This window comes from Parachlamydia sp. AcF125 (assembly GCF_018342475.1).
Classification (GTDB): Bacteria; Chlamydiota; Chlamydiia; order Chlamydiales; family Parachlamydiaceae; genus Parachlamydia.
On the sequence record NZ_JAEMUD010000005.1, the window covers coordinates 67,027 to 80,168 of the forward strand.

A 13,142-nucleotide genomic window follows, 5' to 3' on the forward strand; every position below is an offset into this window, starting at 1 on the left:
GCTTTTCTCTTCAAGGCTAATTTCTAAATTTTCATAAGCAGAGGAATTAAACGACTTAGGCGCTCTACAAGGTACCTTAGGGTTAATACTCGGCGGCTCGGAAAATGATCCCGAGCGCTACCCATGCTGCTCATCTATTTATTCGATCTCATCTCAGCTAATAAAATAGGGATTAGCGAATTTCATTCATGAAACGGATAAACTTCATTACCCCTATGCGGGTTGCTTATGAACAGTTGCGTTTGCGGATGACCTCCGATTAAATAAGGGTTCATACACCGACAGGTGAGGGAATTGAAAAAGTAGGGAAACTTTCGCTTTGCTGAAGAGCGATTCAATTTTAATAAAAGGCGTTAAGACCTAAGCTTGCTTGGTAGTTAGAAAAACAGTGTCCTTTTTCTCCGGCTAGCTGTCCATAAAGTTGCACACCAGGGAAAATCTGTTTCTTGGCTTGAAGAAAGCTTTCGAACGAATGGCGATGCAAGGGGGCACCTTGAACCTTAAAAGAGTCTCCAAAGTTTTTAAATTGTACGCGCATTTCGTTTTGAAAACCTTTGAAAGCATAACGCCAATCGAAGCCCACCTTAATTTCTAATCCATCAAAATCTCCCCTAACATGAAATCCCATCCGAGATTTTATTGTAGACAATTTTTTATGGAGGATTTTTAAATTAAGGATTTTCCCGTGACGTTCTATAGAACTTTGTTGATGAAAATAACTTAAATCTAGGCCTAGAAATGGTTGCCATTTAACCTTAGAGGCACAGAATGTTTTACCTAATTCAAAATAAGCAGCGCCATTTGCAAGAAAAGGGTTTGTGCTGGGTCGAATCCTTTCGTTTTTAATGAAAGCGAGCCGTTTTATTTTGCAATTTCCTCCTCCTCCTATCAAATTAGCCAAAGCGTAAAAAGAAGGGTGTTGATAGAGAGCGAATAAAATTCCTTGTGTTTGATGGACTTTTGCATTTCCTCCTAGTTTAAAATTTATTTGATTGAACTCATAATTAACGGAAGCGCCGAGCGCTAAGTGCAAACCAAGATATTTAAAGCCCCCTAGATTTATATTCCACGTGGTAGATTTCAAACCAGGTGTGCGGTGAGAATTAGAAATAAATCCCCTTTCCCCGCTCCCTTGTGCCCAAAAGGTGAGGGGAGAGCCCCCTTGGCAGCAAACAGGTAAGCATAAATTCAGGGCGCTGAGACGCTGAATTAAACGATGATGAGAAAATTGAAGGGATTGGATCAAACTTACATACTGAGCGCCACTATATTGAGCTAACCTTTTTTGAAGCTGCCCTGGAGTTAAGGTGCCTAAATGATGAATCAGGGCCTGTTGAGAATAATCAGGTTGTAAAAGTTGGTCAATTTGTCTTGCAACATTTCTCTGATTTTGGTTAGCAGCAAAAGGATTGAAATTCGTTTTTAAGGTCAGGAAAACATGGGCGGCATCGTATTCTAAAGAAGGTAAAAAATAAGGGTTAGTCACACTACAGCTGGAAAATGTTCCATTTCTACCTTTCTGCCCACGGACAATCAAATAAGGAGTTCCTACATGGTATTGTCCATCAGGGGAATGAATGTTTAAGTTTCCATTAATACTTGCTAAGCCCTGAGCGTCTACTAAACTGCTTTGCCCGCTCCCATCAATCGAAGCTGCAAGCACACTTTCTGCACTTTGAAGGTAGTTGCCTGCAATGTTAAAAGTCCCAACCATGTGATTTCCTGGGACAAATATGGCCCCTGTTTGAATAGTTAAATCTCCATTGATCGATCCTGTTCCTGCTAAAGTACCCCCTTGGATATCTGTGCACCCTGTGAAAGTATGGTTACCATTTAGAATTAACCTACCTGAACCCTTTTTAGCTAAGCTACCCCCTATTCCACTTATAGTGCCCTCAATGGTTGAATCGGTATGATTAGCCCCCAAGGAGAGCTGAAAAGCATTTAAATGAATCGAACTAGAGGAATCAGCAGAAAGCGAACCGAGGGTATTATGTTGATTAAATTGCAGTTGGGACTGAGAGTGGAGATTAATTGCCGCCTCTCCTCCTGACGCTGTTTCTTCAAATATAACCGAACTTGCATGTGTCAAAATAGTTGAGGTGTTAGCCATGCTATTTCCACTGAATGTCACCCTAGACCCATTTATAGCTAAAACTTGGGCAGAGTTAGCTTGACTAGCGCCCTTAAAACTTAAAGTGGTTTTATCAGCAAATATTCTGATGTTTTGAGCTTTAGAAGTATTCGTAAAGGCAATATTTCCCTTGTCAGTGCTCGTGATTGTGGCTGATCCGCCCCTGCTATTGTTAAAAAAAGTGGCTGTGGACCTATCACCCGTCATCGTAATTTGAGCATTCCCTGCTGTAGAAGTGGAGAAAAATTCCAGCAAGCCTCCACTTGCCTTGAGATTAATATTGGCATTAGAAGCTGTAGCGCTATTGGCAAATCGCAGGCGTCCCACATTTGTTAACTCATAAAATATCTTTCCGGATTGGGTAGCATCTGCTGAGCTATTATTTTCAAAGCGAAAAATTGAATTAGAACCATGGATTGAAAAAACTTGCTCAGATGTTCCCGAATTAGCCACGCCAACTTGTTGCAGGCGGAATTGCCTAGAAGTCGTAAACTGTAAAATAAAATTGTAGCAAGCTGTATCTACAAATTGAAGAGTCCCCATCCTAATATCTGTGGCGGGCGAGCCAGATAAAGTAGGCGTAAAAATGAAGCCGCTAGAGGAAAAAACGGCTGTATCATCACTTCCTGGTAGGGTATTAAGGTCCCAGTTTGATGTCGTTAAGGCATCCTCGCTTATACCTCCCGTCCAAGGAATTTCGATACAAAATGCAGCTTGAATAATTACCAGTAAAAATGAGGTGAGAATCCCGTTTTTGATTTGCACGGCTATAACCTTTTTGTTTTTTTCAAATAGTAAATAACATGGCGAAATAAAAGAAAAGATAAAATTTAACTTATGTCTTCAGGGGCTTACCTATCTCATTACATGTCGCTTAAAGCCAATGAAGAAGGCGCGAGAAATGGAAGAGCACCTTGATCACGCCAAGAACCTCTTTTGCTACCAAAGAGATTTTTAGACGCTATGCACTGCTTATAATTCTCGTTATAAACAGCTTCCGTTTCTGTAGTTAATGAACAGAGGGGATGAATAACATGAAAGGTCAGTTTTTGGTCGGTTCCCATAAAACTGTTATGGAAGGCCACATTCTCTCCTTATTCGAAGAAAAAATTCCTTTTTAAACCAGCTTTTCAAGCTAGCTTTGCCTAAGGTAGAGGATTTTAAAAAACCTGGCAGGTGGGGCAAAAGTGGCTTCCTCGTTGCCCTACTGTGATTTTTTGGATAATAGTTTGGCAACGTGGGCAAGGTAAGCCATCTTTTCGAAAAACATTTAATTGATTTTGATTGGTTCCACGCCGTCCACTTATACTAAAATAATTGGCGCGCGCAGCCCCAAGACTTGTCCCCGTATTTTTAATCCCATTTTGCAAAACTAGGGGAATAGCGTTATGTAAAGCTTCTGTCTCTTTTTGGGTTAAAGTGGATACACGTCTTAAGGGGTGAATTTTAGCAACCCATAAGGCCTCGTCGACATAGATATTTCCTAAGCCGGCAACAAAATGTTGATCGAGCAAAAAGGGTTTGATTTGCCGCTGATGGCCTTTTAAAAGCGCCTTGAAAGCAGTTAAAGTAAAATCGACTGAGAGTGGTTCAATTCCCAATTGATTGAGATATTCTTGAGGATTGCTGACTAAATTCCATTTCCCAAATTTACGTTGATCTTCGTAACGTAAAATCCTCCCATCATCTAAATATAACCGTACCCTTTCATGCGAATGGGTGATTGGATCTGTTTTTTTTGCAATTAAAAACTTTCCTGTCATACGCAAATGGATGAGCAGGGTATCCTCTGATAAAGTGAAAACCAAAAACTTGCCGCGTCGATTGATGTGGAGAATTTTTTGCCGGGCAATCTTTTTACAAAAAGCAGAAGGGCTGGGGACCGCAATGCTTCTTTCCCAAAAGATATGCGCTTTTTCAATGGTTCTTCCTTCGAGATTGGCCTCTCGCATTTCTCGAATAATTGTTTCAACTTCTGGTAACTCAGGCATGCTCACTCATTGTGGGTGAATTAAAATTTACTCCTCTTTTAGCAGAGAGGGGATGCATCTTTTAGTTTTACTGTTGCTTGACAACAAAATTAAGGAGCTTATTTGGCACAAAAACAATTTTTACAATTTCGGCTCCATCAATATGGCGCTGGATGCCTGGTTCTCGTTTAGCCGCCTCAACAATTTGAGCTTCTGTTTGATCTTTGGGAAGTTCAAAGCGCCCACGCAATTTCCCATTCACTTGGACTACATAGAGAACGGTAGAATCTTCTAAGTAGCGTTCCTCTGCTTGCGGGTAGGAAGCGTAGCTAAGAGGTTCTTTTATTCCTAGAATTTCCCAGATTTCTTCGGCTAAATGGGGGGCAAATGGGTATAAAGCTTGTGTAGCCATCTTTAAAACAGAAGCAGGATAGGCCTCCAATTTCGAAAAATTATTCACGAATTCCATCATTTTTGCGATGGCTGTGTTGAATTGCATGGCAACGATATCTTCCTCTACCCCTTTGACAAGGCGGTGCCCTAATTTTAAAGCCTCTAGGCTATTTTCTGAGGTGAGTTTGAGAGATATGGCGAGGTCGTAAAAGCGAGAAAGGAAGCGTCTGCAACCTGAAACGGCATCCGTATTCCATACCTTTTCCTTTTCTAAAGGTCCCATAAACATTTCATACAGGCGCAATGAATCCGCGCCAAATTCTTCAATCACCTCATCCGGAGAAACGCCATTAAGTTTAGATTTTGACATTTTTTCGATTTGGCTTCTTAGTTTTTCACCCGTCTTTTGGTGGATGTAAGCTCCATCCTGTTCTATCACCTCTTCAGGGGTTACATAGGCCCCTAAGCTATTCTGATAGGAGCGGGCGGTAATCAAGCCCTGATTGCGCAAGGATTTGAAAGGTTCTGGTGTACTTAAAAAGCCACAATCGTAGAGAACTTTATGCCAAAAGCGCGAGTACAAAAGGTGTAAAACAGCATGTTCAACGCCTCCCACATATAAATCTACTGGCAGCCAATATTGCTCTGCTTCTTTGCTCCAAGCTTCCTGATCATTATGGGGATCGCAAAAACGGATGTAATACCAGCAAGATCCAGCCCATTGAGGCATGGTATTGGTTTCTCGACGAGCCGCTTTTCCTGTTTTTACATCCGTAATAAAAACCCATTCAGGAGCATTTGTAAGAGGGCTGCTACCATCGCTTGCCGGCTTATATTGGCTAATTTGGGGGGGACATAGGGGAAGCTCGTCTAAATCTAATGTCCGGAGGGTACCATCTTCAAAATGAAGAAGAGGAAAAGGCTCTCCCCAATAACGTTGCCGGGAGAATAGCCAATCTCGCAATTTAAAGCTGACAGTTCTGCGCCCTTTTTGGTGAGTTTCGAGCCAATTAGCTACGCTTTCTTTAGCTTGTTCTGTTGTTTGGCCGTTAATGGAAAAAATATTGGATTGGCTATTCATGGCTGTTCCTGCGCCTGTCCAACATTTTTTACCGGCTGAGATGGCATGCCGGAGGTGCTCATGATCCCCATCTTCTTTGGTTAAATCTGGTTCGATCACTTGTACGCAAGGTAGCCCATACTGCTGGGCAAATTCAAAATCCCTTTCATCATGGGAAGGGACTGCCATCACAGCGCCTGTTCCGTAATGGATCAAGACGTAGTCTGCCATCCAAATTGGAATTTTTTGCTGGTTGATTGGATTGATGGCGTAAGCTCCTGTAAAAACACCGGTTTTATTTTTAGCTATCTCAGTACGATCAAAGTCACTTTTTAAAGCCGTTTCTTTTTGGTATTGTTCAACAGATTGTCTCTGAGCGGTTGTGGTGATTTGGTTGATTAAAGGATGTTCAGGAGCTAAAACCAAATATGTCGCTCCAAATAGTGTGTGTGGGCAAGTGGTAAACACCGTAATTTTTTCTGCGGTGCCATCAATCAAAAATTCGACTTGTACGCCTTCACTTCTTCCAATCCAATTAGCTTGCAATTTTTTTAGCCCTTCAGGCCAGTCAAGGAGATCGAGATCTTGTAGCAGCCGCTCAGCATACGCCGTAATTTTGAGAACCCATTGCCTTAAAGGGCGTCTCTCTACCAGATGGCCGCCTTCTTTAGAGCGCCCGTTTTCAATCTCTTCATTTGCCAAAACGGTGCCTAGAGCCGGGCAAAAGTTGACAGACATTTCAGCTTCATAGGCCAATCCTTTTTCATAAAGCTTCGTGAAAATCCACTGTGTCCATTTATAATAGGAAGGATCGCTTGTGCTGATTTCTCGGTCCCAATCGTAGCTAAATCCAAGAGATTGAAGTTGCCGTTTGAAATTTTCCACGTTTTTTTTCGTGGTGACTGCAGGGTGTGTGCCAGTACGAATGGCGTATTGTTCAGCAGGAAGTCCGAAATTGTCCCAACCCATCGGGTGTAGCACATTAAAGCCTTTTTGCCGTTTATAGCGAGCTAGAATGTCTGTCGCCGTGTATCCTTCTGGATGACCTACATGCAAGCCTGACCCTGAGGGATAAGGAAACATATCTAACACGTAATATTTCGGCTTTGTGCGATCAATTTCAACTTTATATGTCTTATGATCGAGCCAATATTTCTGCCATTTTTTCTCAATTTGCTTGTGATCGTACTTTTGCATCTTTTTTTCCATCTTATAACTTCCGTAGAATGTTTTGACTTCAAGTGCAAGAAACCTGAAGCAAGGATTTCCTACGATTAAAAAATAATATTTGAAGGGGATGTGCCCGAAAAGTAACAGTTTAACGCCTTCTGAAGATTAAGAGCAAACTGATAAATTGCTGGCAAAAAAAGAGTTTTGGAAAATCCACAAGGGTAGCATTCGAGGATTTAGGCATAATCTTCCCTAAAGGGGCTAGGTTGGCTATTCTTATACAAAAATTAGCATGAAGGTCGAAATAAATTTACCAGGAGTCCAGTTGAATTTTTAGTATATTCAAACTAAAAATTATGTTAGAGTGAAAGAGTTTGATTAATTAAACCTTTACCTATTTTTAAATTCCCATGACAAAAAAAGTTTCGATTGGCGAGCAAAAAGCTGCATCCCTTCCTTTTAAAAAGCCCAAAAAACCTAAAAAAGAGGAAAAGTTGTTTCAAAATTTCCTTAAAATTGTGGAGCAGTTTATTGGAGGAAAGTCCTTTTCTCCAGCAACCTTTTCCGAGCTCGTTCAGAAGCTGCAAATTCCACCCAAACATACGGAGATCTTCGAAGAGGTTTTAAGTGAGCTTGTAGCCCAAGGTATCGTTCGGCTTTCTCGGGGAAAGTATATCGCTCAAAAGTCTCAGGTAGAGGTGATTACAGGGGTCATTCATATGCACCCTCGCGGCTTTGGCTTTGTGCGACCAGATGATCCTTCTACTTGTGATCAAGATGTTTTTATCCCCCGTCCTTACACACAAAATGCTGTAGATGGCGATAAGGTAGAGGTGACGATTGATACCCTGGCTTTTTCTGAGAAAGGTCCTGAAGGAAAAGTTGTAGGCATTGTAGAGCGGGGTAGAACCCATATTGCAGGAATTATTAAGGCTGTCTACCCAAATGGAGCTGTTTATGCTTATGTGCCCTTGCTGGGAACCTCTCAACAAGTTGCCGTTCAGCCGTTGGAGGGGCAACCTTTACATGTGGGGGATCGGATCATCATGGAGGTGATCGACTGGGGGGATAAACGAAATGAGGCGGTTTGCCGCATGTCCCATTATTTAGGGCACATTTCAGATCCCAGTTGCGATATTCCAGCTGCGATTGAAGAGTATGAGTTGCGGGCAGATTTTCCTTCAAAAGCTGTGGTAGAAGCGAAAAATTTTGGAAAAATTGTTTTGAAAAAAGACCTTGTAGGTAGAGAGGATTTAAGAGATTTAGAGTGTTTTACAATTGATCCTGATACAGCTAAGGATTATGATGATGCTTTAAGTCTTTCCCAAGATGCACAAGGGCACTTCCATCTCGGGGTGCATATTGCGGATGTTTCGCACTATGTACGACCTGGCTCTGCCTTGGACCTTGAAGCAAGCCGCCGGGGAAATTCAACCTATTTTCCAGGCTTTTGTCTTCCCATGCTCCCCCATGAATTATCTAGCCATTTATGTAGCCTAAGGGCCAACGTGAAGCGCTTGACAGTTTCTGTGCATATGCATTTAGATCCGGAGGGAAATATGCTCGATTACCGCATTTCTCGCTCCGTGATTAAAAGTAAAAAACGCATGACTTATCGGGAAGCTAAGCAAATTTTAGATGGCCAGAAAAAAAGCCGGTTTAAGCCCACCTTACAACTTATGGTAGAGCTTTGCTATAAACTTAAGCAAAAGCGATACGAAAGGGGAAGTATTGAATTTGCGATGCCTGATCTGGTAGTACAAGTCAATGAAAGAGGAGTTCCATTAGGACTAGATACCATTGTTTACGATATCACGCATCAGCTGGTAGAAGAGTTTATGCTAAAAGCGAACGAAGTGATTGCGACGCATCTTTATCAGGAAGGCAAAAATCTCCCTTATCGTATTCACGATGTCCCTGCTGCAGAAAATATGCGAGATTTTTCTCTGCTAGCAAGCGCCTTTGGCTTTCACCTATCTGAAGCTCCGACTCCAGCAGAATTGCAAAAGCTATTTGATGAGGCTTTAGATACGCCATATGGACAGTATTTGGCCACTGCTTACATTCGCAGAATGCGTTTAGCAATTTATTCCTCAGAAAATGTGGGGCACTATGGGTTGGGATTAACGCATTATTGCCATTTTACCAGCCCCATTCGCCGTTATATCGATTTGGTGATCCATCGCCTTTTATTTGGGTTTGAGGTGGAACTTCCCTATCTTGAGAGGATAGCTTCCGAATGTTCCGAACAAGAAAGGTTAAGTGCTAAAGCAGAAGGGAGCGTAGTTTTATTAAAAAAATATAGGCTCCTTCAAGAAATTAAGCAGCAGGATCCTTATAAGCAATATGAAGCTGTGATTACCCGAGTGAAAAATTTTGGATTTTTCTTTGAAGTGCTTGATTTTATGCTTGAAGGGTTTTTGCACGTCTCCGAAATTGGGAATGATTACTATGTGTATGAGGACTCTTCTTTAAGCCTGCAAGGTACACGCACTGGGCAAGCCTTTACTTCCGGCACAAAAATTTCTGTCATCTTGAAAGAGATCGATTTTATCACGTTGGAAAGCCAGTGGCATTTTGTCACATCTGAGCGAACGGTAAAAAATTCTCCCCAGACTAAACAAAAGAAAAAGGGTGAAAATCTCATACGACGAAAAAAGAAGCTTGTAGGGAAAAATAAGCCTCTTAAATCCCGGATAAAAAGCCGCTTGCGCAAAAGAAAAAAATAACGACCATGCCGCATGAAATTCCGATTTTAACTGTTTCACAATTAACTACTGCAATTAAGCATAGCTTGGAATCTACCTTTTCTCTTGTTTGGTTACAAGGCGAAGTAAGCAATTGCAAGCTTCAATCCTCTGGTCATATTTATTTTTCTTTAAAAGATGCTTATGCACAAGTCGCAGCTGTGATGTTTCGTGGCGATGCTTCCAACTTAAAAATGTTGCCAAAAGACGGGGATCAGGTGATCGTGCAGGGGCAACTCAATGTTTACCCTCCCACCGGAAAATACCAGATTGTAGTTCGAGAGTTGCGGTTAGCGGGCCTCGGGGAGATGTTGCTTAAGCTAGAAGAGCTAAAAGTTAAGCTGCATCACAGAGGGTGGTTTAAAGCCGAGCATAAAAAAATCCTTCCCAAATTTCCTAAGAAAATAGGGGTTGTTACCAGTCCTACAGGGGCTGTTATTCAAGATATTTTAAACATTTTGACGCGTAGAGCGGTAGGCTTTCATCTCATCTTGAATCCAGTCAAAGTGCAGGGGCCGGGGGCCGCTCAAGAAATCGCTAAAGCTATCCAAGATTTCAATACATTTAGTCTGGTTGATGTGATGATTGTAGGTCGAGGAGGAGGAAGTATTGAAGATTTATGGGCATTTAATGAAGAAATCGTTGCTGAAGCAATCTTTAATAGCAAAATTCCTGTGATTTCTGCCGTGGGGCACGAAACGGATCATTGTATTGCTGACTACGTGGCTGATGTAAGGGCACCCACTCCCTCAGCTGCTGCCGAAATTGTGATTGCTGAAAATGCTCAACAACTGCATCACTTTCACCAGATTTCGCGTCGTCTCGACCATAGTATTAAACAGACCCTTCTCCATCACCGACTTTGCTTAAAAACTATTTTAAGACAGCCGCTTCTAACAAGTCCTTATGCGATTTTGGGGGATTGGATGCAGAAGGTCGATGAAGTTCGCCAGGAAATAGAGCTGTCGATTTTGCGCTTTTTTAAACAATCCCGTTCAATTTTGGAATCGAGGGAAAAGATTTTACAAACATTAAAACCCTCGATGCAAATTTTTCACCTTAGGGAAAAAATTCTGCATTTGCAAAAGGCGTTAGATGCTTCCATGTTGCAACAACTCAGTGAACGGCGGAGAGCTGTTTACTTAAACCAAGAAAAAATTTTCATGGATCAAAGGTGGAAAGTTAAGTTAGAACATTTACGTGAGCTTTTAAAAAATAAAGAAGAGGCGTTAAAATTGATAAATCCCCGAAATTTATTAACAAAAGGGTATACTATTCTCTTTTCGGAAAAAGATCAATCCGTTATAAGCTCAGTACGTATGTTGAAAAAAGATCAGAAAATACGCATGCTATTCTCTGATGGTGAAGCTCTTGCGCAAATAAACGAAATATGGTCAAAATAGTTAGTTGCTGTGGAAAAAGAAATCAAGTCCGATAACCAAGAGAAGAATTTTGAAGCGGCGTTTGCACGTTTGGAAGAAATTCTCGAAAAGATGAATTCAGGGGCTGTTAGCTTAGACGAATCTTTGCTTTTATATGAAGAAGCCGATCGCTTAATCACCTCTTGCGCGAAAAGATTAAACGATGCTGAGCGGCGCATCGAAATCTTAATTAAAAATCGACAAGGAGATCTGTCGCTCGATCCACAGCAAAATCCTAAAGTGCAAAATTTTTCCGATTTGGGAAATAGCCATTCAACAACAAAATTAATGAGTCCTTAATGAGCTTCCCTATTCTTTCTGAAATTCAAAGCCCCGATGCTATTAAGCGTCTTTCTCTCGCTGAGCTTAATGCGCTTGCTTCTGAAATACGGCAAAAAATTATAGAAGTTCTTTCGATTAACGGCGGGCATTTAGCTTCAAATTTAGGCGTTGTCGAATTGACAATTGCTTTGCATGCTGTTTTTAACTCTCCGCATGATAAATTTATTTGGGATGTTAGCCATCAAACGTATGTGCATAAATTATTGACTGGAAGACAAGAGAATTTTCACACTATCCGGCAATATAAAGGCCTGTGCGGTTTTAGCCATCCAAAGGAATCCCCTTATGATCATTTTCATGCTGGGCATGCTGGCACAGCTCTTTCTTTAGGACTAGGAGTAGCTAAGAGTCGAGATTTACAACAAAAAGAGGAGTATGTTGTCCCCATTATTGGCGATGCTACGTTGACTTGTGGGATGGCTTTAGAAGCCCTTAATAATATCACCCGAAATTTAAAGCGCTTTATTGTGATTTTAAATGACAATAATATGTCGATTTCAAAAAATGTAGGAGCGATTACGCAGATCTTAAGTCGACTTTTGAGCAATCCTACTACCAACAAACTCTATCAAGAGATCGACACGATTGTTTCTAAAATTCCAAGTTACGGGGCTACCCTTTCTAAGCATGGGCATAAAATTACAGAATCGCTAAAGAATCTGGTGAGCCCGGCTGCCTTTTTTGAGCAATACGAACTTTCTTACATTGGGCCAATCGATGGACATGATATTAAAAAATTGATAGACGTTTTCGAGGGGCTAAAAACTTCCCAATGGCCAGTTGTGGTCCACGTTTTGACGAAAAAAGGCCAAGGAATGGAAGAAGCGATTAGAAATCCAGTGTCTTATCACGGTGCAAAGCCTTTTTGTTTAGACACTGGCAAATTTCATCCCGCCACCTCCTCTAAGCCCACTTTTCCTCATATATTTGGTTCCCACCTTTTAAAAATGGCAGAAGAGGATCCGTCAATTGTCGCCGTTACACCCGCCATGCTGGCAGGATCTTGTTTGGATAAATTTTTAGAAAGATTTCCAGATAGGTGTTACGATGTGGGAATTGCTGAAGCTCATGCGGTGACTTTTAGCGGAGGCTTAGCCTATGGTGGAAAGCTAAAAGTGGTTTGTTCGATTTACGCTACTTTTTTACAGCGCGGTTTGGATAACCTTTTTCATGATATTTGCTTACAGGAACTCCCGGTAGTTTTTGCCATCGATCGCGCTGGAATTTCAGGGCCTGATGGCTCCACCCATCATGGGGTGTACGATATTTCTTTTCTAAATGCGATGCCAAATATGGTGATTGCGCAGCCAAGAAATGGAAATGTCTTGAAAGAACTTTTGGAGTCTGCTTTCTCTTGGGGGCGTCCTGCAGCTATCCGTTATCCCAATATGGCTGCAGACGTATCAGATAAGCCTTTGAAATATCGTGAGTTGGGAAAAGGCGAGGTTATTGCAGCAGGAGGGGAGATTTTAATTGTGGCACTTGGCCATATGAACCAAACGGCTTTAGGTGTAAGAGAGATTTTAAAAACCGTGGGAATCACCGCAACCGTTTTCGATCCCGTGTTTGTCAAGCCACTAGATTCAGAGCTTTTATGTAGTTTACTGGCTAAACATAACCGTCTCGTCACAATCGAAGAGCATTCGGCTGTTTCAGGCTTAGGCTCTATTTTGAACCATTTCCTTATGGCCAATGGCTATAACCATGTTCAAGTGCTAAATTTTGGGATTCCGGAAGCCTTTCTGGATCACGGCAGCCATGCGGATATGATTAAAGAAGTGGGTTTAACGGCACCCCAAATTGCAGAAAGCGTTATCACCCAATTCTCTCTCAAAAAAACCGAGTATTCGGAATTAGCTGAAACAAGCTTCACGAGGAAGAATTAACCAACTTGAGATATAGGGC

The 13,142-nt window shown here is 41.6% G+C and carries 7 protein-coding genes; 4 read left to right on the top strand and 3 right to left on the bottom strand.

The window, feature by feature from the left end; all coding sequences use genetic code 11:
• Positions 1-340 precede the first annotated feature (340 nt).
• The 3 genes from PARA125_RS09110 to leuS form a co-directional block, all read right to left on the bottom strand.
• Positions 341-2,899: an autotransporter outer membrane beta-barrel domain-containing protein gene (locus tag PARA125_RS09110; RefSeq protein WP_349305719.1), complete on the bottom strand. Its 2,559-nt coding sequence runs from the start codon at positions 2,897-2,899 to the stop codon at positions 341-343.
• A gap of 395 nt (positions 2,900-3,294) precedes the next feature.
• Complete coding sequence (mutM, locus tag PARA125_RS09115) at positions 3,295-4,125, bottom strand: DNA-formamidopyrimidine glycosylase (protein ID WP_213158576.1); 831 nt, start codon at positions 4,123-4,125, stop codon at positions 3,295-3,297.
• Positions 4,126-4,192: 67 nt separating this feature from the next.
• Positions 4,193-6,754 carry a leucine--tRNA ligase gene (leuS, locus tag PARA125_RS09120; RefSeq protein WP_213158577.1) on the bottom strand — a complete coding sequence of 854 codons (2,562 nt, stop codon included), beginning with the start codon at positions 6,752-6,754 and terminating at the stop codon, positions 4,193-4,195.
• Positions 6,755-7,137: 383 nt separating this feature from the next.
• Between leuS and PARA125_RS09125 the strand changes: the two genes are divergently transcribed.
• The 4 genes from PARA125_RS09125 to PARA125_RS09140 are packed head-to-tail and all read left to right on the top strand — an operon-like array spanning position 7,138 to position 13,123.
• Positions 7,138-9,456 carry a ribonuclease R family protein gene (locus tag PARA125_RS09125; RefSeq protein WP_213158578.1) on the top strand — a complete coding sequence of 773 codons (2,319 nt, stop codon included), beginning with the start codon at positions 7,138-7,140 and terminating at the stop codon, positions 9,454-9,456.
• A gap of 5 nt (positions 9,457-9,461) precedes the next feature.
• Positions 9,462-10,877: an exodeoxyribonuclease VII large subunit gene (xseA, locus tag PARA125_RS09130; protein ID WP_213158579.1), complete on the top strand. Its 1,416-nt coding sequence runs from the start codon at positions 9,462-9,464 to the stop codon at positions 10,875-10,877.
• A 9-nt stretch (positions 10,878-10,886) separates the two neighbouring features.
• On the top strand, positions 10,887-11,195 hold the full coding sequence (locus PARA125_RS09135) for an exodeoxyribonuclease VII small subunit (RefSeq protein ID WP_213158580.1): 309 nt from the start codon (positions 10,887-10,889) through the stop codon (positions 11,193-11,195).
• Entirely contained in the window at positions 11,195-13,123 is a 1,929-nt protein-coding gene (locus tag PARA125_RS09140; RefSeq protein ID WP_213158581.1) for a 1-deoxy-D-xylulose-5-phosphate synthase, read from the top strand. The genes PARA125_RS09135 and PARA125_RS09140 overlap by 1 nt, the downstream gene beginning before the upstream one ends.
• Positions 13,124-13,142: the final 19 nt, after the last annotated feature.